Below are 23,825 nucleotides of genomic sequence, written 5' to 3'. Positions count from 1 at the left end.
AAAGGCAGGACAGTGATTACAGCGAGAAAGATCCAACTTCCTCAGTTGGCAAGTTAAAAAGAAGTCGTACAATACCAGATCCATTAAGCAGATAATCAAAAGGTAAACTACATTGGCTCAATTTGTTTATAGTATGCATCGTGTGGGAAAAGTTGTTCCTCCTAAAAAGCATATTCTGAAAAATATTTCTCTGAGTTTTTTCCCTGGAGCAAAAATCGGTGTTCTCGGCCTCAATGGTGCTGGTAAATCTACTTTACTGCGCATCATGGCGGGTATTGATAAAGATATTGAGGGAGAAGCACGTCCACAACCGGGTATTAAAATCGGCTATCTGCCGCAAGAACCTAAGCTTAATCCTGAACATACGGTTCGTGAAGCTGTGGAAGAAGCTGTTAGCGAAGTTAAAAATGCGTTGACTCGCCTGGATGAAGTTTATGCTGCTTATGCTGATCCAGATGCGGATTTCGATAAGCTGGCAAAAGAGCAAGGTGAACTGGAAGCGATTATCCAATCCCATGACGGCCACAATCTGGATAATCAGCTTGAGCGAGCGGCTGATGCTTTGCGTCTGCCTGCATGGGATGCGAAGATTGAACATTTGTCTGGTGGTGAACGCCGTCGTGTAGCGATTTGCCAGCTGTTGTTGGAAAAACCAGACATGCTGCTGCTTGACGAACCCACTAACCACCTTGATGCTGAATCTGTCGCATGGCTGGAGCGCTTCCTGCACGATTATGAAGGCACAGTGGTTGCGATCACCCACGACCGTTACTTCCTTGATAACGTTGCTGGTTGGATCTTGGAGCTTGACCGTGGTGAAGGTATTCCGTGGGAAGGCAACTACTCTTCATGGCTGGAACAAAAAGATGCACGTCTGGCACAGGAAGCGGCGTCAGAAGCGGCTCGTCGTAAATCCATTGAGAAAGAACTTGAGTGGATCCGCCAAAATCCGAAAGGACGTCAGGCAAAAGGCAAGGCACGTTTAGCGCGCTTTGAAGAACTGAATAGTGTTGATTACCAGAAACGTAATGAAACCAGCGAATTGTTTATTCCGCCTGGCCCACGTTTGGGGGACAAGGTGCTGGAAGTCACCAATCTAACCAAGTCTTATGGTGATCGTGTACTGATCGACAACTTGAATTTCTCTTTGCCAAAAGGGGCTATTGTTGGGATCATCGGCCCGAACGGTGCAGGTAAATCAACGCTGTTCCGTATGTTGTCCGGTCAGGAGCAGCCAGATTCTGGTTCAATTACACTGGGTGAAACGGTTAAATTAGCTTCTGTTGAGCAGTTCCGCGATAGCATGGATGATAGCAAAACCGTTTGGGAAGAAGTTTCTGGCGGCCAAGACATTATGCGCATTGGTAACTTTGAAATTCCGAGCCGTGCCTATGTGGGTCGCTTTAACTTCAAAGGCGTAGATCAAGGCAAGCGTGTTGGTGAATTGTCTGGTGGTGAGCGTGGTCGTCTGCATTTAGCTAAACTGCTGCAAGTTGGCGGCAACATGTTACTGCTTGACGAACCAACTAACGATTTAGACGTTGAAACTTTGCGTGCATTGGAAAATGCCCTGCTGGAATTCCCAGGCTGTGCGATGGTTATTTCCCATGACCGTTGGTTCCTTGACCGTATCGCAACACACATTATTGATTATCAGGATGAAGGTAAAGTTACCTTCTTTGAAGGAAACTTCAGCGAATACGAAGATTACAAAAAGCGGACTATGGGAGCGGAAGCACTAGAGCCTCACCGCATTAAATATAAAAAGATCAGCAAGTAAGCCTGGCAGAAAAAACGGCCTAATATTAGGCCGTTTTTTTATTGATAGTAACTATACGCATTAAACTTCAAGTTGCCATTGACAACATTATATGAAACCTGATATTTCCCCGCGAAGCGGGGAGATATCACACGCATCTTGAAGTTAGATTGATATAACTCATTGTCATTACGACACTAAAACTCGTTGATTCAGCATGGATTCATAAGTCTTAGTTGCCTTTCCACTTGCTAAAGTGATAACGCTATCTGCATGTTGCATCAGGCGTTTATCTTGGGAGGCAATGACAACCGTACCTTTCTGCTCGTGGGCAATAAATTTAAAGATATTAATGAATGTCTGAAATACCTGATGATCTAAATTGCGTGTTGGATCATCTGCAAATAAATATTCAGGTCTTCTGACAATGGCTTTTGCCATTGCAGCCGATTGTTTCTCATTTTCAGACAGCTCTCCTGGGTAATAACGGCTTTTATCGCCTAACTTCACAATATCCAGCGATTTTTGTGCGATTTTTTCGGCTTGCTCGCGAGTCAGTGATAATCCATAAGACGTTGATAATAACAAGTTATCTAATAGAGTGAGTTCGCTAAATAAGTTGAAATCTTGGAAAATAAACCCGCTATTTTCATGATGAAATTTTCCTAATTCAACATCATTCATTAGTTTCAATTTGTTATTATTAATTAATACATCTCCTTGATCTGGTTGTAACATACCCGATGCAATCGACAACATTGTACGATTAGTCGATGCCTTTGGCCCTGTTATCAAAGTAATTTCACCTGGTATAATAGAAAATGTGATATCTGAAATCATTTCATGATTAACTGTTGCATCAGTTAAACCATATGAAATATTGATAACCTCAATCGATTTAAATTGATTTAAGTTCATATTCTCAACACAATTAGGTTAGAAGATTAAAGCTTTTTCCTTAAACATATGCTGTCTAAATTCATTCGTAACAATACTGATATCCCTATGATATTGTTCGAGTAAAAATAGTCTACATGTGAAACATATTTACTAAGGATACTCATCTTATGTCAATTATTATTTACAATGAGTATCTCATGAATGGGATGTTTCTTAGTCTTGGGATAAAAATCAAAAACATTAATGAATTATGCTTAAACCAACGTCGAAAAAATAGCATAAATTCTTTTATTTTTATTCCATTTTCATAATAAGAGAAAAAGTCACTTTATATTCCGTTAATACTTTTCTGCTATTTTTCTTTACCTCCGTTATCAATATAAATACCTAGAATATTTGTGGGTTTGTTAGTAACTAATAAATTTTATATAAATAAATCAATAGGTCCATTCATTAAATGACTTATTTTTCTGTAATTCAAGTCAAAACAGGAAAATTAAAGTATCAAAAAATATTATTATCACAATCTATCTTATTACATCTGTGAAAATAACCAAAGTAAACATTTAACTCATTGTTAAAATAGGGTAAATATAAAAAGACAAAGATTACACTAAATAATAAATAACTATCAATTAGTTGTGCTAATAATATCAGTGTAATCTATTTTATATAAAAAAGTTTGTTATTCCATTAACATCTGTTGAACCAGCTCAACGCAACGTAGAAAACGCTGATCATAATCTGGTGAATCGACACGGACATAATCGAGATTATTTTTTTTCAACAAACGTTCTAGCAAATGTTGAAATTCTTTTCGATCTTGCTTGCTGCCTAAACTTCTTAAACCATCTGCGATCCACGGTGTATTGTTTTCTAAAAGAATAACTAAATCAAATCGATACTCATCAATCATTGCCTGAACGAAAGGATGTTCTTTTCCTTCGTAGCGTTTGCAAAATGCCTGCGTTGTCACAAAATCAGTATCAATAAATGTCACTTTATTGGCGTATTTAACTGCAAAATCAATATATTGAGCATGGCCTAATGCAATTTTATCGTAATCTGAGTATTGCAAAGCCATTTCATCTCCTCCCAGATGGGAAAATACGTATTCGCGTCCATATTCCCATGCACTGGTAGTGTTAAACATGTTGGCCAGTTTATTCACTAATGTCGATTTTCCGCTCGATTCTCCGCCAAGAATAGCCACTGTACGCACAAAAAATGGTTTTACTTCTGTAGGGATATATTCCCAGTAACGGAAAGGCGCCTGGCGGATTTGGCTGCCGCTAATATTCATGAATGAGCGTTGTGGATCGATGAGCACAGTTTCAACGCCAAAGTATTCTTTATAACGAGGAACATCCTGTGCTTCACTGGAATAAATATAATTAGGATTAATGTTTTTTGCTGCCAGGAACGACTTAACGCTTTGACTCCACGCTTCCCAGCCATTTGGGTAAGGCTCCATTCCTTGTTCATTAAGCGCATGGATATGAATATTTTTCTGATACTTGAATGTTTGCAGCAACCATCTTAAACGGTCACTTACAGTAGGTTGTTGAGACATCGAACTGTTGATAAATAATTCACGATCACGCACTTCGTCATAACAAAGAACAACATGTAGCTCATCAACTTGACTGGATGCTCGCTGAATCAAATAAATGTGCCCAGTGTGTAATGGGTAAAATTTACCAAACACAATTCCGACGGTTTTCTTTTCCATAGGATACGCTAACCCTAGATATTGGTGAAGAGAAGCCAGTTTCTGTGCGCTAGGACTTTTTATTTTGTCATTAATAAGTTGGCTTAGATAGCCTTTGGTCATTCCGCTGGCATCAGCAACCTGCTGTAACGTGTAACCAGCCTGTTTGATTGCTTCTTTTAAATAGTCAAATTGTCCCATAATACCCTCTCTATATGTTTAGTATACTAAACAAAGTAACATGCTTGTTGTGAAAGGTAAAAACAAAATTGGTTGTTTATTGATTGTTTGAGATTAAATTCCGTTATCTTAACTATAATAAATATTTAAAATTGGATAATCGGCTATTTATCTTAAATAAAATAATCACATGCTAAATTGGTAGTTAAACAATAAAAGTGAATGACAACAGCGTCTGTTCAATTTTCATTAAACAGGCTATCTGGATTTATTAGTTATACCAATCTAACTTCAAGATACGTGTGATTTCTCCCCGCTTAGCGGGGAGAAATCAGGTTTCATTTAATGTTATAAATTGCAACTTAAAGTTTAATGCGTATATATAAATAACATCATGTGTAAGAATAGAAAAAATTTAAATAATATAGTGATTAACTATTTTGTGTTTTATTTAAACAGAATGAATAAAAATATTTACCCAAAATTTATTATTTTTCTTGTTTGATATGCGATGGTTGGTGAGAAAATACTCTTCTTAATTAGTAGGTTAATAGATTTCAAGTTCTATTGGATAGATATACCAATCTAACTTCAATATGCGTGTGACTTCTCCCCGTGAAGCGGGGAGAAATCAGGTTTCATAGCGTGTTGCCAATGGCAACTTGAAGTTTAATGCGTATAGACCTAAAAGGAATAAAGGATAGTATCTTAATCCAGATCATCCAGAACAGACAACGCATCAGCCAGTTTTTTGACGCCAAATACTTTCATGTCAGGTAGTGATTTTTTCGGCATGTTAGCATAGGGAACAATAGCGCGTTTAAAACCGTGTTTGGCTGCTTCTGAAATGCGTTCTTGTCCGCTGGGAACGGGACGAATTTCTCCTGCCAGTCCCACTTCTCCAAATACCACCAGATCACGGGGCAGAGGCCGGTCACGGAAACTGGAAACCAGAGAAAGTAATAACGCTAGATCAGCACTCGTTTCCGTTACTTTTACCCCACCTACTACATTTACAAAAACATCTTGATCAGCCATTTGTAACCCGCCGTGTCGGTGCAGAACGGCAAGCAGAATAGCCAACCTGTTTTGTTCAAGACCTACGGCTACGCGACGTGGGTTTGACATCATGGAATGATCGACTAATGCCTGAATTTCAACGAGTAGAGGACGAGTACCTTCCCAGACAATCATGACCGAACTGCCCGAAGTAATTTCATCGCCACGACTCAGGAAAATGGCGGAAGGATTATTGACTTCCCGTAACCCCTGTTCGGTCATTGCGAATACACCGAGTTCATTAACGGCACCGAAGCGGTTTTTATGGCTGCGCAGGGTGCGGAAACGGGAATCCGTTTCACCATCCAGCATGACGGAGCAGTCTATGCAGTGTTCGAGTACCTTGGGGCCTGCCAACGTGCCATCTTTTGTTACATGTCCAACCATAATGATGGCAACGCCACGGGTTTTGGCAAACCGTGTCAGGTAGGCGGCAGTTTCCCTGACTTGTGCAACACTGCCTGGTGACGATTGGATATCTGCCATATGCATGACTTGAATTGAATCAATCACCATCAGTTTAGGTTGTTCTTGCTCTGCAATCAGACAAATCTGCTCAATGCTGGTTTCTGATAGCATATTCAAGTGATCTGCCGGCAAACCCAGCCGATGTGCTCGCATCGCTACTTGTTGTAATGACTCCTCCCCTGTTACATAAAGGGTTTTCATCTGGGTTGATAGCTGACACATGGTTTGTAAAAGCAAGGTACTTTTCCCCGCACCAGGATTACCGCCAATCAAAATGGCACTGCCAGGAACCACACCACCGCCGAGTACACGGTCAAACTCTTTAAACCCTGTTGAAAAACGAGGCAGTTCTTCCAGGCTGATATCAGAGAGTTTTTGTACCTTACTGATTCCAGCATTTCCGGCATAGCCACTGAAACGCTCATTACGGGATGATGAAGCTGCGGCTAAACGCACTTCCGTAATGGTATTCCATGCGTGGCATGCGGTACATTGCCCCTGCCAACGAGGGTAATCCGCACCGCATTCGTTACAGACAAATGCCCGTTTTGCTGCTTTTGCCACTTTGTACTCCCTCAATATAATCACTTTTTCCTGTGAGCATTAGCGTTCTTCATGTTTCAAACCACCGCTCAACACACATAGGACACCCATTAAATCTGCATGTCGGATAGCAACTTTGGCCTGGGCGTAAACTTTTGGTTTAGCATGATAGGCTATTCCCAATCCTGACTTGCGGATCATTTTCAGATCATTGGCACCATCCCCAATAGCAACGGTTTGGCTCAGAGGAATGTCCAGTGCTTTTGCCAATCTTATCAGCGTAGTTGCCTTGTATTTTGCATCGACAATTGGCCCTTTGACCTTACCGGTTAGCTTGCCATCTTTTATCTCCAATTGATTGGCGACTGCGTCAAAAAGGCGTAGTTGCTGGCGAAGATTATCGGCAAAGAAAGTAAAACCACCGGAAGCAATTGCGACGTGCCAATCCAATGATTGTAATTTGCGAACTAGGCTGGTTAGCCCTGGCATGAGAGGAAGTGTTTCCATTACTTGTTGCAAGATTGATACATCGGCGCCTGCCAACTGAGCAACTCGCTCATGCAGACTTTCTGAAAAATCCAGTTCGCCTTGCATCGCCCGTTCGGTGATTTCCGCCACTTTATCACCAACGCCAGCCAGGCGGGCAATTTCATCAATGCATTCAATCTGGATAGCGGTAGAATCCATATCCATCACTAATAAGCCAGGCGAGCGGAGTCGAGGGATCTGCCCCAAGGGAACGACATCTAAACGGCATTCATCTGCCTGTCGTTTAATACGAGGTGAAAGGCTACCGGCAATACGGACAACCTGATAATCATCGATTCGCCATGAAGAGACGACCACAATGGCTACCCCCAATCGGTGCTGGAATTCGCTGATACGTTGTTTATCCAAACCACGTCCATACAGCAACCAACCACTATCTCCTGCCCGGTAATCCAGTGGCATGACTTCATCGCCGCTGAGGGATAAGGGTAATCCGGGCCATTTATGGATCTCATCCGGTAAGTAGCGATAGGCCAGATTATTAGACATGAACATCGACTCCTGTAATTCCATATAATTTGGTGCAGGTAAAAAGCGCTTTTCAAACTATCCTATCATTACTGCATCTGGCAACATGTGCTTTCTAAGTATGGGATGAGATAATCATGATAAAAGCAAAGCTAAAAGTTAGACTGCACAAGACGGCGATTATATTAATATGTATAGCACTGTTAGTACTGCTGATGCAGGGTGTTTCCTATTTCAGCCGTTCTCAACAACAAGCGCATATGGATCAATTTGAAGATCTGGCGAAAACATTGGCAAAACAGGTCGCATTCAGCTTGTCTGATTATATGGATAATGGTAGCAAAGATCTTAATAATAAAAAGATTGTTGCTAGCTTAGATTACTTGACTCGCAACAGTCGCATTTTGGATGCCAGTGTCTATTTGGAGAATGGCACACAGATAGCACGAAGTGGTGAACCGGTTTCTGTTCGTGAACGATTATCGTTGGAAGGCAAAAAATCCAGTGGTTATTTCAACCAACAAATTGTTGTGCCGATACCAGGAAAAAATCATCCAAAAGGTTTCCTTCGCCTGACACTGGATACGCATCGATTGGCAACTGAGGCTAAACAGGTCGATAACACAACTAACTTACTTAGAGTAATGCTCCTGTTATCTTTGGCTATTGGATTTATTTTGGCTCATAACTTGCTGAAACTGTATCCTAGTCGCTGGCAACAATCCCCTTATCTGCTGACTGCCAATACTAGACCTTCTGATGAAGCGGATAGTAAAGAGCAAGGTGATGATCCCCAACGGTAACATTACGGTTGGGGATCGTGCTGATGATTTTCCTCATTATCAATATCCTTTCCATAGTACCGCTTGAAACAAATGGAATAGAGTATGCCGTGTAGAAGCGCAATCATTACTGCGCCGTAAAACACAATCGGCTGGTTGGAAACATTAATATGTACAATCGGAATATTGTTAAAACGAAAGACATACATATGAAAGGCCATAGCTACGATTGCAAGTAAGATCCCCGCTGCATTATGGTGGATCCGGCGTGACAACAGGAAGCGCTTTAAGATGAAGAAAAAAGGGATAAGCATTAATAAAGAAATAACTATGTAAACCATTATCATTTCCTTAAGTTTTTATTCGGAACGTTGATGTAAATAGATAGATTGAACGCTGTCATAAACATGTGGCATGTTTCAATTATCTGTCTAATATGCCAGTTATTTAGCGTTGTGAAGTAAGTCTATAACATGATTTATATATAAATAGTAAACATAGTTATTATTAATATTTTTAATTTAATTGATAAATTATAGTGTTTTATGGGAAGGATACTATTCAGGTTCTTATGGCCTAAGTCTGGCTGAAAAACGGAGTTCAGGCCCTGTTTTCTCGCCGTAAACCTTCGCCCAATTGGATAGGGATATAAGTATAAAATTCAAGATCGAGATCACATTTTTAATGTTATATCACGTTACATATCATTAGATTTACGATCTCTTTCTCACTACAGACATAATGTATAAAAATACGCTTTACTGGCATGACTCAATAGAATAAAAACATGTCTAAAAATAATAGAAAACTTGAAGGACATGATATGAGAAAAATGGATAACCTGGAGTTTAACGTATTAAAATCTCAGGAAAAATCCTTTTCTCTTCTTATCCTGAAATTACTCTTTTTCTAGAGTGAATTAGATCGTAACAGTTGGTTTTTCTAAAGTAGTTATCACTAGCTTTGTTTCGATTTAATTATGAAAAAGACTCCAACCCAGGGAAAACAAAATATACGTCAGGTGGTATTGCTCGAAATATTGCACATAACATCACTATATGAAAAAACGATAGTTATTTGGTCTCTGTTTTTGATGATGATTTATATGGAAAAAGTTCTTTAGAGATACCTGGTTAGCGGAGGTTGATGTTAGTCATTTTTACGGATTAAATAATGGAAGGAGATTGGCCTATCATTCAATAATTGATAATAATTGCGATTTACAAATTGCAACCGTTAGCAATATTATGGTTTTGGTGAAGCAATAATGGTAGGGTTAGTCCAGATAGATGAATAGGCATAGAACCTCAGTAAATAAAAATTATTGTCATTAGAGTTATCCAGTTAAATTAATTATAAAATAATATTTTTATATACGCATTAAACTTCAAGTCGCAATTTACAACACGATATGAAGTCTGATTTCTCCCCGCTTCGCGGGGAGAAATCAGACGCATCTTGAAGTTAGATTGGTATATCCTATAAACGTTATAAAACATAAAAATAAAAAAGTCTTAGGTTATTTGGTTAAAGTCGGGTTAAAACCCGACAATTTTTTTGATATTTTTCCTGCATGACAAACATTATCTGCCCATCAAAAACAATATGGAAATACTTATGCTCAATGGGGTGAAGTACTCCTACAGATGAGGAGGTAATAGGCTGCGAGCTTAAAACTGGCAAATTAAGCACCAGTATGGATTCAATGATTTTTGTCACTCTATTAACATAGGTATAGTTTGATCTGACTGCACAGGAACAAGCTCTATTGTTCCTGTGCAGTGTGGCTAGAATTGATTGTAATTATCGGGATTTGGGCCTATCCGCTTCCCAATATCCAGTTCAGCCATAGCTGTTAAGTCTTCTTTTTCCAGTCTGAAATCAAATACATCAAAATTTTCTTTAATACGGGAAGGCGTAATAGATTTAGGAATGGCAATCATACCGCATTCAAGATGCCAACGAATCACAACTTGTGCTGGGGTTTTGCCGTATTTAAGTGCTAGACGTTCAACCAGTGGAGAATTAAAAACGCCTTTTCCACCCCGTGATAACGGACTCCAGGACTCGGTTGTAATGTGGTGGGTGGCATTCCATGAGTGAAGTTGTCGCTGTTGCAGCAAAGGGTGCAATTCAATTTGATTGATCACGGGAACGACACCTGTTTCCTGTATTATTTTTTGTAAGTGCTCGATATGAAAATTACATACTCCAATACTGTGGGTCAGGCCAGCTTCTTTCAGTTCAATCAGTTGCTTCCATGCATCAACATAATGATCCTGTTCAGGCATTGGCCATTGAATGAGATAGAGATCAACATAATCTAACTGTAGTTTATCTAGGCTTTCTTGTAGTGCTGCACGAGCATCCAGATGGCGATCATTCCAAAGTTTGGTGGTGATGAAAATTTCTTCGCGTGGGATATCAGTTTCCTGCAAGGCTTTTCCCACACCATCTTCATTATGAAAAATTGCTGCTGTATCAATGGAGCGATAGCCGACTTCTAATGCGGTATGGATAGATTTAACAACCTGTTCATTACTCGCTTTCCAAACGCCAAGCCCCAATTGTGGCATGTGATTTTCATCAGCGAGTTTAATAATTGTTTGCTGACCCATTATTACCTCCTATTACGCCTAAACCTAATTTCGATGTGGGTTGGTTAATGAGGTTGTCCATCCCATGCAGGGGGCGTTATTCAGCACGTTAAATTTGAGCACAGCTTAAATAGTTAGCAGTAACAGTACCTGTTGGAATGGACTCTGGTTGTTCAATTATTGAGTTGATAATCCAGTAAGATGATAGTCAAGTAAATAGAAAATCAAGTAAATAGAAAAAATAGTGGTTTTTTGCGATCGTGTTAAGACGATAAGCCCGTTATTTTTTTTTCTTTGCTGCTCCTCTCTTATGACGGCAATACATCAGTACAGAAGCTGACAACCCACTGATCAACAGAATGATAGGCAAAATCACCAAAATATTCATGACCATATCTTGATGTGCCTTAACGAAAGGGATCTGGTTCAAGGCATAGCCAAAACCCACGATAATAATGACCCATAAAAAGCCACTTAACCAGTTAAAAAATTGAAAGCGTTTATTATTTAGTCCAGAAATACCGGCAAATGTAGGTAGAAGAGTGCGAACAAACGCTAAAAAGCGTCCGATAAGTAGGGCAGACAGACCGTGTTTAGAGAATAACGTATCGGCACGTTGGCGATATTGCAAAGGAAGTTGAGCCAACCAGTTTTTGACAATACGGGTATGGCCGAGCCAGCGCCCCTGTAAGTAACCCAGCCAACAACCCAGGCTTGCCGCGATAGTGAGTAGAACTACCGTGGGGATGAAACTCATGACACCTTTGGCAATTAAGGCACCGGAGAGCACCAGCAGAGTATCGCCGGGTAAAAAGGCGGCTGGTAGTAGCCCGTTCTCCAGCACTAACGTGACAAAGAGAACGCCATAAATCACCCAGATGACATCAGGGTTGGCAAGTTGGTTAAAATCATGATGCCAGAGTGCATGAACAATCTCGCTTAACGTTTCCATTATTTATCCTGTGACTTTTGCGAGTAAACATAATTAACAGACAGATCTACCCCAGTGTACCGCAAAATGATGAGATAGAGGGTGATTTGTTCCGCATCAGGGGAAACCACGGCTATCTGCAAATACGCAATAAAATAAAGAGATAGCCATAGTTTAAAGGTGAAAGTTAACGAGTTGCCAAACGAGCAAAACCTGCTTCCAGATCATCAATCAAGTCTTGTAGATTTTCCAGTCCAATATGGACGCGGAATAAAGTGCCAGTTTTTTTCGGCGAAGGATATTGACGCAGTTGTTGCAGCGTTTCTGGTTGAATGCCTAAAATCAATGACTCAAAACCTCCCCACGAAAAGGCCATCTTAAAATGATTCAGGTTATCGAGATAATCAGCAAATTGTTGGTGTGTAAGCTGAGTATTCAGGAGAAAAGAAAATAGCCCACAGGAGCCAGTAAAATCGCGTTGAAAGAATTGATGCCCTGGGCAAGAAGGTAGGGCAGGATGATAAACCTCGGCAACCTCCGGCCGCTGTGCAAGCCATTTGGCAATTTTTATACTGTTTTCTTCGTGTTGTTTTAAACGAATCGCTAACGTTCGCAGCCCTCGGTTTGCCATATACACTGTATCGGGATCGGCGATTTGTCCTAGCAGGTAAGATCCTTCTCTAAGCTGATCCCAACATCGTGCATTGGCGACAGCTGTACCCAGCATCCCGTCGGAATGACCAATAATATATTTGGTGGCGGATTGGATAGAAATATCGATGCCAAAATCCAGGGCTTTAAACAGTACGCCAGCCGCCCATGTATTATCAATGATAATCACAATCTCAGAATTGACTTGTCGAATAGCACGCACAATGGCAGGAATATCTTGTACTTCCATCGTCAGGGAGCCAGGTGATTCCAGAAAGATAACTTTGGTATTAGGCTGAATCAGCGAAGCAATATTTTCTCCGATCATGGGGTCAAAATAATCGGTGGAAACCCCCATTTTTTTTAGAACATGCTGGCAAAACTCCTGTGTAGGTTCATAGGCTGTTCCTGTCATTAAGACATGATCACCGGTTGCCACAAATGCCAAAATTGAATGGGCAATAGCTGCCGTACCGGAAGGATAAAGTGCACAGCCAGCCCCGCCTTCCAGCTCAGCCATCGCTGCCTGAAATGAAAAGTGAGTCAAAGTGCCACGGCGTCCATAAAATAATTCGCCCTTGGCGCGGTTCTTCAAAGCATGCTTTAAGTCTTCAACGGTATCAAAAATGACAGACGAAGTGCGTTGAATCAGTGGGTTAACGGCACTTTGCGTATATCTTTTTTGTCTCCCTGTATTAACCAATAAAGTTTCTAGTTCTTTTTCTGTCATGGCATCTTTCCCCAAGTTATTTCCTGCCTATACGCATTAAACTTCAAGTTGCCATTGACAACACGCTATGAAACCTGATTTCTCCCCGCCTTGCGGGGAGAAATCAAACGCATCTTGAAGTTAGATTGGTATATATCTAAATAGAATTGTTCAAATAATGATTAGCAAGTTAAAAGATTTGGGAGAGTTTTACCAAAGAGATTCGAGCAACTTGACGAAAATTCAAGGTGAGCTGGCATGGTCGATCAAGACTGATTAACGAAGCAATATCATTAAGTGGGACTTTTTTATTAAATAGTAATGATAATTACTATCAAATCGCCAAATGTCTGATATCATTTGTAGCGGACTTTTTCCTCTTCCGAGGTAAGAGGCCTGGATTAGGGTTCAAACGAGACCTGCATCTTCCTGAATTTACCTTGTAGTGCAGCTATCAAGCTGTGAGAGGATGAAGATACAAGGTTGAAAGGTGAGCCATGACTCAGGACATATTAGGATTAGCAAGATGAGTAAACGTGATTCACTGCTAAGTAACAGAATCTATAAGAAAGAGAGTAAGGCTAACTGATGCGTAATTTGACAGCTTCTATTCTATTGGCACTCGGATTAACAAGTTCAGCATGGGCTGATACAACACCAGCCACGCCAGAAAATCAGGCTGCTGCTCAGGTAGCCGCTCCGGCAACACCAGTATCTTCCTCAGCTCCGCAAGCGGCTGAACCAACAACTGATGCACCATCAACCCCAGATGCGCAAACCGTGGCGGCTGATACCACAGAAAATGTAACGGTGACGACGGAAGAAACCGTTGTGGCACCCATTAAAGAAGTTTCTGGCAACCAGTCTGGTGGTTTTGCAACGGATCTGTCTGTTTGGGGCATGTACCAAAACGCAGATGCGGTAGTAAAAACGGTTATGGTGGGACTGGTGATCGCTTCTGTCATCACATGGGCGTTATTTTTCTCCAAAGGTACTGAACTCTTAATGGCTCGCCGTCGTTTGCGTAGAGAGCAATTGGCTTTGGTTGACGTTGCCAATCTGGATGAGGCAGTGAAAGTTGCAGCAGATTTTGGCAATCGCAGCGTCAGTCGCCTGTTGTTAAGTGAAGCACAGTCTGAGCGCACCCTGTCTGTTGACAGTATTGACAAGGTTGGAACTAAAGAGCGAACTTCTTTCCGTATGGAACGTGCTGTCGCAGCAATTAGCCGTCATATGGGGCGTGGTAACGGTTATCTGGCGACCATTGGTGCAATTTCTCCGTTTGTGGGGCTGTTTGGTACTGTTTGGGGGATTATGAACAGTTTCATTGGCATCGCTCATTCACAAACGACTAACCTGGCCGTTGTTGCACCAGGGATTGCGGAAGCACTGTTAGCGACCGCATTGGGGCTGGTGGCAGCAATCCCTGCGGTTGTGATTTATAACGTCTTTGCTCGCGTTATTTCATCATATCGTGGTCAGGTGGGTGACATGGCCGCTAAGGCAATCCTGTTGCTGGGGCGTGATCTTGATCTGGCTGAAAGCAAAACAGAAAAAGCAGAAGCAAGGTAATAAATTATGGCAATACGTCTTAATGAAGATTTGGACGATAGCGGCGAACTGCATGAAATTAACGTTACGCCGTTTATTGACGTGATGTTAGTACTGTTAATTATTTTCATGGTGGCAGCACCATTGGCAACGGTAGATATTAAAGTTGATTTACCGGCATCAACCGCTAAGCCGCAACCACGACCAGAAAAACCGGTATTTTTGACGGTAAAAGCAGATAAGCAGTTGTATGTGGGAGATCAAGCCATTGATCGTGATAACTTGTCTTTGGTACTGGATCAAACCACGCAATCCAACAAAGACACGACAATTTTCTTCCAGGCTGATAAAACCGTGGATTATGAAACCCTGATGAGCGTCATGGATTCTCTACGTAAAGCGGGTTATCTCAAAGTGGGATTAGTGGGGATGGAAGCAGTTTCCGCGCAATAACGTTTCTTGGATTACCTAAAATATGAACTGCCCGATTAACGATTCGGGCAGTTTTGGGGAAACACCAATATTGTTTCTTTAAATATTTATTTAATTGAGTTGGGAATATTAGATTGGTATAGATAGCTCAGTTTGTTATATTACGAATAAACTCAATAACCGATTGTGCTATCTCCTTCTTATTGTCGCCTTCAACTCGAATAATCACTTCCATGCCATTTTTGATTCCCATTGACATCACTTTAAACATACTTTTTAGATTTGCGCTTTTATCTTCCCTGACAATTTCAATTTTGCCACTGTAAATTTTGACAAAATTTGAGCATAAGGCCGCATATGCAACCCGAAGGCGCAGTCACAATTTGCAATTTACAACACGCTATGAAACCTGATTTCTCCCCGCTTCGCGGAGAGAAATCAAACGCATCTTGAAGTTAGATTGGTATATACGAATCTCCAATAATATTTATAAATAATGACAAAATGATAGGTGACACACAATATTTTACGAATTTAACTGTTAATTTAATTTCTTTAATGCGGGCAAATACTGTGATGTGGTTATCTTTTCCTAAGAAGGATACCTCCAGGAACGCCCCGATTATCATTCCAGAACAAACAAAGGAAAAGAAATGTCTTATATTCAATCTCATTTGGCGGGGCAAGTTTGGTTCTCACTCGGCGACAGCATAACAGAAAGAGGGTGGTATCAACCCATCGTGACTGAAATATTAGGCTTAAAAGAATTTGTTAATTACGGTATTGGCGGGACATGTATAGCTCAAAAAGATAAAGATGATAGTTCTGCTATATGTTTAAGATATAAAGAAATGGGGAATAATCCAGACATCATTACTATATGGGGAGGGGTTAACGATTTTGGTTATGATTTTGGTTCTCATGGCGGGATAGAAATAGGTGACAGTAAAGATAAAACCTCATTAACATTTATTGGCGCCATGAATTTATTGCTGGCAGGAGTGACAAAACAATACCCATTATCACGGATAGGATTCATCATAACAACGCCTCTCTCAATACAAAGAGGAATGAACGAAAAAAATTTGAAAGGATACTATTTGTCTGATTATTGCCATGTTTGCAGGGAAGTTTGCGAAAAATATTCCATCCCGTATCTGGATTTATTGAAAAACTCCGGCTTTAATGAAGGAAATATCGATATCATGACGAGCAATAGCTTAGGTACTGTGTCCGATGGATTGCATCCATCAAAAATAGGTATGGCAAAAATAGCGCCTAAAATTGCAAATTTCATGTTATCAATTTAAAAGGGATTTTAAATGAGGATCCTAACTATAGATTTATTAAAGATAATGTCTATATTTTTCGTTGTCGTATCCCACGTCACATTGTTCTTTTTGTCACGCCATGATAATGACGTGATTTTATATTTGTATAGGCAAGCAGGTCAGCTGGGTGTTTCGTTATTTTTTATGTGCAGTGGTTATTTTTTGCTGAATAACAAACATGAAAACCAAACAGCTTATGCAATTAATAAAGTAAAGAAAATTCTCATTGTATTATTGTTTTGGTTGGTCTTTTATTATTGTTATGATAATTTCTTTATTAGTAAATTCACAGAAATTCCTTCTGTCAGTTTTTTAAATTATGTTAACGTTAGCAATATTATATCCGATGCCACGCATTTATGGTTTTTATTTGCAATAATTGCTCTTTACATACTAACCCCATTAATACGAAGTTCATTTAATTTAGAGAATGCTAAGGGGCTTATAAAGATAATAATCATAATGTTTATTATTTCTAATTTTACCTTGTTGAATGCATTGACAGATTATAAATATCACTTTTCCATTGTGCCCTTTAATATTTTACTTCCATTCCAGGTTCAAGGGCTTCTTAGTTTTCTGATAGGTGGGTATATAGGACTGACTAATCCTACAATAAAAACTTTCTCCTTTAACCACATCACTCTGTTGGCGTTATCCATTATCTCATTGATATTGTTATCATTCATCTCAGTCAGGACAGGAATGGCCTTCTTTTATGGGAAATTTTATAATGTATTCCTTCAGGTGTCTTCCGTATGCTTATTTTTATTCTTGGTTAATTTAAATGTAAGTAAAATATCAAATATAACAAAAGATATAAACAAAAATATACTGGGGATATATCTCGTTCACAATATTTTTGTTGTTGAGATACATAATGAATTTATCCACGAGTTTTTGTTAAGGGAATTTTATTACGTAAATATATATATTTATATAATAGTGTATTCATTACTGGCTTTTTTCCTGTCATATATGCTGTGTGTTTTATTACGAAAATTTAAGATAACTTCGTCAATCATCACTGTTTAATGTGATGAATTGAAGGACGTATGTGATGGGGTAAAAACGCGCCGTTCCCGATGGAATACGGCGCCTTAGGGTACTCGATTTGGAGTAAAAGCCTTAAAGGGTCAAAGAGACTTTAACGTATCTACGATATTTGGATTTTTCTCTATCAAAAATAACATTTTTAGTGCCGTTCCTGATGGTATACGACGCTTTTGTTCCCAACTCCGAACCAACGAAACACTTGCTCCTATCATTTCCGCAAATTCGGATTGTTTCATGCCAAAATGTTTGCGAATAGATTTAACATTAGGAATAGCATAGCGGTGGGTATGCTCAGGTTTAGGGTGATATTCACCATTCTCGATCGCAACCATCTCCTCTACGCTACTAAGAAGATTATTAAATAAATTATTTTCCATAGAATTATCCTCGTTCTCGTTATAGATAGATTAACCGCTGAAGACGATGTTTATTTCATCTGTTGAATAGCATTTTTAAGTTGAGCCTTCTGTTCTTGTGTTAGGTCAGCTTGTACATTTTTAGGGTAAACTAGTAACAAATATATTCGCCCACTTAATGTCTTGACATAGTAGATGACCCTTATCCCACCACGTTTGCCCATCCCTTTACGACGCCAGCGAATTTTTTTGCATCCACCAGTTTGACTAATCGTGTCACCACTCTCATAGTATTTCAGTAAGTAACTTTAGAGTTCTTGGAACTCATCATCTTCCATTAGTTCGATTCGTACCTTACTGAATGTGGTAGTTTCGATAAACTCCAAATAATCCACGGTATCCTCTCTCCGTGCTGATAGTATAGTGGTACAACGTACCACTTTCCAGTAAAAAAGTAATACATTGTACCACTTTTATTAATGGCTATTGATGATTATCATTAAAAATGCGTAGTAGGATATTTTCTTTAAAGCCTAAAGTTGATCAGGACTTAGCTAAAAGTCGCCAAACCCTCAGCAGGGTGTAGAGTAGTCACACTAACGTATACCGACAGCTTCATTGGTCGAGAAAGTATGGCTATGAATATCTTCATGATGAAAGCGGGAATGCTCTCAGAAGATGAATTTTTTGGGAGCTTGTAATGCCGCAATAATTTGACATATACCGTAACCCATCGACCAAAAAAACAGGTTTTGGTCGTATAATATTATTATTCAAAATGATTAACTATCACCTTCTTGGACACAAATAAAATCAATAAATCAGATTTTATTTGTAATATTACTTTATCAAGAAGTGAAATTATTTCAGCGCTTAATGCTATACCAATCTAACTTCAAGATGCGTGTGAATTTCTCCCCGCGAAGCGGGGAGAAATCAGGCTTCATATCGTGTTGTCAATTGCGACTTGAAGTTTAATGCGTATATATGACTAACACTGAATTCGGTTATGATTTTAACTATGTATTGATTAACACATTGAATATTATAAAAAACTAAGCATATACTTTGATTTAGAGTATCGATTTTGGTAAATTAATTATCACTCCACTTGAGACTAAAATGTTTGGTTTGGCCTATTTGTTGCTTCAATATGTTACCTAATTTGTATATATCAGAGTCTTCAGCGTATTCTGTGTAAACGACGCTACACGTATAATTGGCACTGTCTCCTAGTATACTACTAGGACTGTCAATCATAAGATTATAAGTTACATTATCAACGGTGACATAAAGAGTTTTATTAAGAAGTGCCATTACTTTCTGATAGCTATTCAGATTCGAGGATATATGCAAAGACAGTGAGGTAGGAATTATATTAGGAACTTTACCTCCCTTCAGAGTTCCACCCTTCCCATCCTCAAAAAGGAACTCCGAAATATGTTCAATATCTGTATTAGGTTGCAATCCAGTTAAAGAACCAATATTAGGTTGATTGTCACTTGTATAACCCCAATATTCTATATCCTCCCCATTTTTAGCAGTCCCTAATGTGAGATCGAAAGACAGCATAATATCCTTTGAACCACCTGAACCACCTGAACCACCTGAACCACCTGGCGTCGATTCCAGCAATTTCCAGTCACAAGCTACTAAAAACCGGTAAGCGTGTGGCATTTCATCTGTGATTTGTAATTTATAGTTGCGCTTGGACTGATGGCTCGTGTATTCAGACGCCTGCATTGAGATCACGAAATAACGTTTCAATGAATATTCTGATAAATAAAAGGCTGGGAATTTATTTCTCAGCCTTAATAATAAATATTACTCATATTCAAGTAAACTAACCGCTGCGTTAATCCGAGGTGTCATATCCGTTTCTGGCAATGGTGGAAGAATACCCAGTGCCATTTTTCTGAGTGGTTCTGCAATTACCATCGAGATGATAAGTTCACTGATAATATGAAAATCCATTTTTTTTAGTAATTCTTTTTGATACTGGCGCTCAAGCCAATTTGCCAATATATTTCTGCTTTTTTCAATTCCACTTTGTTGATATTTATCCAATAATACTTCACGATGAGGAAAATCAGATTGTAATAATTTAAATAATCCTACCGCTTCCATAGATAAAGTTTTCTCTGCTATTTCAATCAGAAATATTTTCAATGACTTCATCAATTGTTGAAAATTATTAGCGTCTTTCTTAAAAGCGGGAATAAAATTATCTTCCCAACCCATAACCACTTGTTCAAGCAGATCTTCTCGGTTTTTGGCAAAACGGTAGAGCGTTTTTTTAGCAATGCCGGCTTTTTTGGCAACCACATCCATGGTTGTTTTGTTATAACCTTGATTAATCAGAAGTAGAAAGGTAACGTCGAGAATTTTTTGGCGTATGACTTGCTCTGGAATGGTGGGGCGGCCTCGTGGACGTGGATGATTTTCTGCCATTTTAGCACCTTAATAAGTTATTAATATTTGTATCGCGTTGGCGTGATCTCATTAATAAACAGAACAGACTGATACGCAACTCGCTGGTGCTTGTCAACCCTATCAAAGCGTGATTATCCGGTCATGAAATAGCAGTGTCATCTATTAGGGATGACGGTAATATAATCGCTGACAAAATCGATTAGCTTGCTATCATTCGTGATGAGTGGAATCTTGTTGTGTTTTGCCTGAGCGACAATTAACCGATCAAATGGGTCTTTATGTAACTGTTCCGGTAAATCGCATGCAATGAGCGTATGATCGCTTTTAATGGGGATTTCAATCAAACCAGCGTCAAACAGCCCATCCCTGAACTGTTCGGGATCTATGGAAAAATCAGGTTTGTTTAAATTGCTTTTAATGACCACCTCCCATATAGACGCCGCGCTAAAACACAGGGTTTTGCTGGTATCTTCCAGCAGATCAGCAATATCCGCTTTCAGTTTTTCCGGTTCATATGCCATAAACAGCAAGATGTTGGTATCTAACAGGAATTCCACTATGAATATTTCCCTTCGAACATATCAGCAATTTCGGCGCTGTTCATATCGTCAAAATTGGCGGGAACACTACCCTTGCCTTTGAGGAAACCTAATTTGCGTTTGGGCTGCTCTTCTCTATATGCAATCACTTTAACCAGTGCATGACCATTTTTGGCGATCACCACCGGTTCTCCGGTGCGGGCGACTTTCTGAACAATTCTGGATAGGTTGGTTTTTGCATCGTAGATGTTAATTTGTTCCATAGCATTACCTATTGATGTTTTAATGTACACAATTTTAGGATATTTATTCTTATTAGTCTGGTCAAGTTGATTAGACCTGTATCGCCGAAATACGTTTCCTATTCAACCATCGCACTTTTTGTTGCCCATTCATTATTTATAACTGACTGTTTTTAATGATTTATTTTCATGGTTAATATTGTTGAATTATAGGGTACATATCTATAATGTGATATTCTTCACGGTATAGCATTTTTTGCTAATTATTGTTAGAAAAATGTTTTACTGGATCTTAGTATTGTTATTACTTATTGCGGATTTAACATTTTGTTTACTTAGATAAGTAAGATACTCCGTCCACCTGATTATTGACTATTCCAGAGCGAGCTGTTCTTGGGATATGGCTCTTTTGGCGGTGGCTAAATATAACAAAACCCATGAGGATTATGATAATGATAAAACACAACACACTAGCAATGGCAATTTCGGTACTTCTTATTACGGGAGCAGCAAATGCTGCTGAAATTTATAATAAAGATGGCAATAAAATAGATTTATATGGAAAGGCCGATGTACAAAGAACTTTCTCCAAATCAGATAGCCAGTCTGGTGATGGTTCTGTCGGCCGTATAGGTATTAAAGGTTCAACTCAAATTACGGATACACTCACTGGCTTTGGGCAGTGGGAATACAATATGGGTGCCAATGGAACAGAAGCGGAGAGTGGGGCAAACACCAAAACCCGTTTGGCTTTCGCTGGGTTGAAATTTGGCAAATACGGTGCGCTGAATTATGGGCGTAATTATGGTGTGGTTTATGATGCCAACGCATGGACAGATGTATTGCCGATATTTGGTGGTGATTCTATGTCCGCAACCGATAACTTCTTGATGGGGCGTTCAACAGGGTTGTTAACCTACCGTAACACTGACTTTTTTGGTTTGGCAAATGGCCTGAATTTTGCCTTGCAGTATCAGGCTAAAAATGATGATGGTACTAAAAACAGTCGCAGCGATGTTGCAAGGCAGAATGGTGATGGTTTTGGCCTTTCCAGTACCTATGACTTTGGTAATGGCTTCAATGTTGGGGCGTCATACGGCAACTCTAACCGTACTTCGGTACAGAAACTGGGTTCTGATGCCGCTAAGGTTCTGGCAAAAGGGAACAAAGCCGAGGCATGGATCGTTTCTGCCAAGTATGACAAAGATAATGTCTATCTGGCTGCTATGTATGGTGAAACCCGTAATATGACCAGATTTGGCAGCTCTGTGAATAACTACACGATGTTTGCCAATAAAACCCAAAACATTGAGTTGACGGCTCAATATCAGTTTGATTTTGGTTTGCGTCCTTCTGTCGCTTTTGTTTATTCCAAAGGTAAAGATTTGGGTAATGACCTGGCTGATAAGAGCATACTGACAGACAAGGGATCTGAAGATTTGGTGAAATATGTTTCAGTCGGTGCCTACTATAATTTCAACAAAAATATGGGCACGTATGCTGAATATCAATTCAACTTATTGAAAGACAATGATTTCATCAAGAAAGCGAAGATCAGTACTGACGACGTCTTTGGCGTTGGTTTAGTTTATCGCTTCTAATTATTATTTCTTGCCGAACTGCCTTAATGGATTCAACTGTTAAGGCAGTCCGCTTGCCATTACCTTTCGGCTTCACCGCCCAGCGCATCAATTGTATTTTTGATTAGTGCACTGAGTTCACCCGTCATTAAGGTAAAATCAGCATCGAATCGTTGGGCGACATCTTCACGATCGATATCATCGTTTTGGTCACGTAAAGTTTCGCTGAATTTAATCCGTTTGAAAGCGCCATCATCTGACAGCATAAACTGAATGCGCTCTTCCCAATCCAAGGCCAATTTAGTGACATATTTACCAGATTCAATATGTGCTGCAATTTCATCTGAAACCAAATCCTGCTTCTTACAGCGGATCACGCCACCTTCTTCCAGAATGGCTTTGAGTTCGGCTTCATCCATCAAGGCATAGCCGGCAGGAAGATCACCTGAACGTACCCACTCGGTTAGCGTCAATTCAATGGGATTGGTGAAAGTAAGAGGAACAACGGGCAGTGATCCCAATGTTTTTCTCAGCAGTGCCAGATTATCTTCGGCTCGTTTTGCGCTGGCGGCATCAACGATAATCAAATGATTGACGGTATCGATCCAAATATAGGTTTGGCTGAAACGGCTAAATGCTCTTGGCAGCAGCGTATGAATGACTTCATCTTTCAGCGAATCTTTTTCTGTCTTTTTCAGTTTGCGATGTTGTTCGCCTTCCAAACGGGCTATTTTGTCCTGTAATTCCTGCTTAATCACCGGAGAAGGCAGCATTTTTTCTTCTTTGCGTGCGCAGATCAGAATTTGATTGCCGGAAGCATGGGTTAATGCTTCACCATGAGATCCTATTGGCGAAACCCAGCCTGTTTTCATCATATCCTGGCTACCGCATGGGGTGAATGCCAGTGGGCTTAATTGTTTTTCCAGTTCATCCGCCGAAAGGAAAATCTCTCGGTTTAAACGGTAAATCATTAAATTTTTGAACCATAACATGCAGTT

22 protein-coding genes are annotated in these 23,825 nt (G+C 39.8%); 7 read left to right on the top strand and 15 right to left on the bottom strand.

The window, feature by feature from the left end:
• The first annotated feature begins 112 nt into the window (after positions 1-112).
• On the top strand, positions 113-1,780 hold the full coding sequence (gene ettA, locus WDV74_RS13615; protein ID WP_338883324.1) for an energy-dependent translational throttle protein EttA: 1,668 nt from the start codon (positions 113-115) through the stop codon (positions 1,778-1,780).
• Positions 1,781-1,948: 168 nt separating this feature from the next.
• Here ettA and WDV74_RS13610 read toward each other — a convergent pair whose 3' ends face one another.
• The 4 genes from WDV74_RS13610 to serB all read right to left on the bottom strand — a co-directional run bounded on the left by WDV74_RS13610 (position 1,949) and on the right by serB (position 7,658).
• Entirely contained in the window at positions 1,949-2,677 is a 729-nt protein-coding gene (locus WDV74_RS13610; RefSeq protein ID WP_338883323.1) for an ATP-binding cassette domain-containing protein, read from the bottom strand.
• Between the two features lie 667 nt (positions 2,678-3,344).
• Positions 3,345-4,571, bottom strand: coding sequence for a multifunctional transcriptional regulator/nicotinamide-nucleotide adenylyltransferase/ribosylnicotinamide kinase NadR (nadR, locus tag WDV74_RS13605; RefSeq protein WP_338883321.1), 1,227 nt, complete (start codon positions 4,569-4,571; stop codon positions 3,345-3,347).
• A 687-nt stretch (positions 4,572-5,258) separates the two neighbouring features.
• A complete protein-coding gene (gene radA / locus WDV74_RS13600) occupies positions 5,259-6,641 on the bottom strand; it encodes a DNA repair protein RadA (RefSeq protein ID WP_338883320.1) in 1,383 nt (460 codons plus the stop codon).
• 39 nt (positions 6,642-6,680) lie between these two features.
• Positions 6,681-7,658 (bottom strand): phosphoserine phosphatase, encoded by a 978-nt coding sequence (serB, locus tag WDV74_RS13595; RefSeq protein ID WP_338883319.1) that lies wholly within the window; start codon positions 7,656-7,658, stop codon positions 6,681-6,683.
• Between the two features lie 116 nt (positions 7,659-7,774).
• Here serB and WDV74_RS13590 point away from each other — a divergent pair, with 116 nt between their 5' ends.
• Positions 7,775-8,440: a YtjB family periplasmic protein gene (locus tag WDV74_RS13590; RefSeq protein ID WP_338883317.1), complete on the top strand. Its 666-nt coding sequence runs from the start codon at positions 7,775-7,777 to the stop codon at positions 8,438-8,440.
• A 2-nt stretch (positions 8,441-8,442) separates the two neighbouring features.
• Here WDV74_RS13590 and WDV74_RS13585 read toward each other — a convergent pair whose 3' ends face one another.
• The 4 genes from WDV74_RS13585 to metC all read right to left on the bottom strand — a co-directional run bounded on the left by WDV74_RS13585 (position 8,443) and on the right by metC (position 13,328).
• On the bottom strand, positions 8,443-8,760 hold the full coding sequence (locus WDV74_RS13585; protein WP_338883316.1) for a hypothetical protein: 318 nt from the start codon (positions 8,758-8,760) through the stop codon (positions 8,443-8,445).
• Between the two features lie 1,446 nt (positions 8,761-10,206).
• A complete protein-coding gene (dkgA, locus tag WDV74_RS13580) occupies positions 10,207-11,037 on the bottom strand; it encodes a 2,5-didehydrogluconate reductase DkgA (RefSeq protein ID WP_338883315.1) in 831 nt (276 codons plus the stop codon).
• A 259-nt stretch (positions 11,038-11,296) separates the two neighbouring features.
• Entirely contained in the window at positions 11,297-11,968 is a 672-nt protein-coding gene (locus WDV74_RS13575) for a DedA family protein (protein ID WP_338883313.1), read from the bottom strand.
• Positions 11,969-12,134: 166 nt separating this feature from the next.
• Entirely contained in the window at positions 12,135-13,328 is a 1,194-nt protein-coding gene (gene metC / locus WDV74_RS13570) for a cystathionine beta-lyase (protein WP_338883311.1), read from the bottom strand.
• Between the two features lie 567 nt (positions 13,329-13,895).
• On the opposite strand from metC, the gene exbB reads away from it, so the two are divergent.
• The 4 genes from exbB (at position 13,896) to WDV74_RS13550 (ending at position 17,656) form a co-directional block, all read left to right on the top strand.
• Positions 13,896-14,879, top strand: a complete 984-nt coding sequence (exbB, locus tag WDV74_RS13565) for a tonB-system energizer ExbB (protein WP_338883309.1) — start codon at positions 13,896-13,898, stop codon at positions 14,877-14,879.
• Positions 14,880-14,885: 6 nt separating this feature from the next.
• Complete coding sequence (gene exbD, locus WDV74_RS13560; protein WP_338883308.1) at positions 14,886-15,311, top strand: TonB system transport protein ExbD; 426 nt, start codon at positions 14,886-14,888, stop codon at positions 15,309-15,311.
• A 632-nt stretch (positions 15,312-15,943) separates the two neighbouring features.
• On the top strand, positions 15,944-16,600 hold the full coding sequence (locus WDV74_RS13555; RefSeq protein ID WP_338883307.1) for an SGNH/GDSL hydrolase family protein: 657 nt from the start codon (positions 15,944-15,946) through the stop codon (positions 16,598-16,600).
• 12 nt (positions 16,601-16,612) lie between these two features.
• A complete protein-coding gene (locus WDV74_RS13550) occupies positions 16,613-17,656 on the top strand; it encodes an acyltransferase (RefSeq protein ID WP_338883306.1) in 1,044 nt (347 codons plus the stop codon).
• A 101-nt stretch (positions 17,657-17,757) separates the two neighbouring features.
• Here WDV74_RS13550 and nadS read toward each other — a convergent pair whose 3' ends face one another.
• The 6 genes from nadS to WDV74_RS13520 all read right to left on the bottom strand — a co-directional run bounded on the left by nadS (position 17,758) and on the right by WDV74_RS13520 (position 21,268).
• The gene (nadS, locus tag WDV74_RS13545; protein WP_338883304.1) at positions 17,758-18,054 is read right to left on the bottom strand and encodes a NadS family protein; all 297 of its coding nucleotides are present in this window, start codon (positions 18,052-18,054) and stop codon (positions 17,758-17,760) included.
• Positions 18,055-18,104: 50 nt separating this feature from the next.
• A complete protein-coding gene (locus WDV74_RS13540) occupies positions 18,105-18,257 on the bottom strand; it encodes an addiction module toxin RelE (RefSeq protein ID WP_338883302.1) in 153 nt (50 codons plus the stop codon).
• An 871-nt stretch (positions 18,258-19,128) separates the two neighbouring features.
• Positions 19,129-19,800 carry a hypothetical protein gene (locus tag WDV74_RS13535; RefSeq protein WP_338883300.1) on the bottom strand — a complete coding sequence of 224 codons (672 nt, stop codon included), beginning with the start codon at positions 19,798-19,800 and terminating at the stop codon, positions 19,129-19,131.
• Between the two features lie 57 nt (positions 19,801-19,857).
• On the bottom strand, positions 19,858-20,484 hold the full coding sequence (locus WDV74_RS13530) for a TetR/AcrR family transcriptional regulator (RefSeq protein ID WP_338883299.1): 627 nt from the start codon (positions 20,482-20,484) through the stop codon (positions 19,858-19,860).
• A gap of 137 nt (positions 20,485-20,621) precedes the next feature.
• Entirely contained in the window at positions 20,622-21,023 is a 402-nt protein-coding gene (locus WDV74_RS13525; RefSeq protein ID WP_338883298.1) for a type II toxin-antitoxin system VapC family toxin, read from the bottom strand.
• Positions 21,023-21,268, bottom strand: a complete 246-nt coding sequence (locus WDV74_RS13520) for a type II toxin-antitoxin system prevent-host-death family antitoxin (RefSeq protein ID WP_189760323.1) — start codon at positions 21,266-21,268, stop codon at positions 21,023-21,025. The genes WDV74_RS13525 and WDV74_RS13520 overlap by 1 nt, the downstream gene beginning before the upstream one ends.
• Positions 21,269-21,699: 431 nt before the next feature.
• On the opposite strand from WDV74_RS13520, the gene WDV74_RS13515 reads away from it, so the two are divergent.
• Complete coding sequence (locus tag WDV74_RS13515; protein WP_338883295.1) at positions 21,700-22,848, top strand: porin; 1,149 nt, start codon at positions 21,700-21,702, stop codon at positions 22,846-22,848.
• A 59-nt stretch (positions 22,849-22,907) separates the two neighbouring features.
• Here WDV74_RS13515 and rdgC read toward each other — a convergent pair whose 3' ends face one another.
• On the bottom strand, positions 22,908-23,819 hold the full coding sequence (gene rdgC / locus WDV74_RS13510) for a recombination-associated protein RdgC (RefSeq protein ID WP_338883293.1): 912 nt from the start codon (positions 23,817-23,819) through the stop codon (positions 22,908-22,910).
• Positions 23,820-23,825 lie beyond the last annotated feature (6 nt).

The sequence above is a fragment of the Xenorhabdus sp. TH1 genome (genome assembly GCF_037260955.1).
Classification (GTDB): domain Bacteria; phylum Pseudomonadota; class Gammaproteobacteria; order Enterobacterales; family Enterobacteriaceae; genus Xenorhabdus; species Xenorhabdus griffiniae.
The sequence above is the reverse complement of the archived record's forward strand: the minus strand, read 5'-3'. Positions and strand labels throughout refer to the sequence as shown.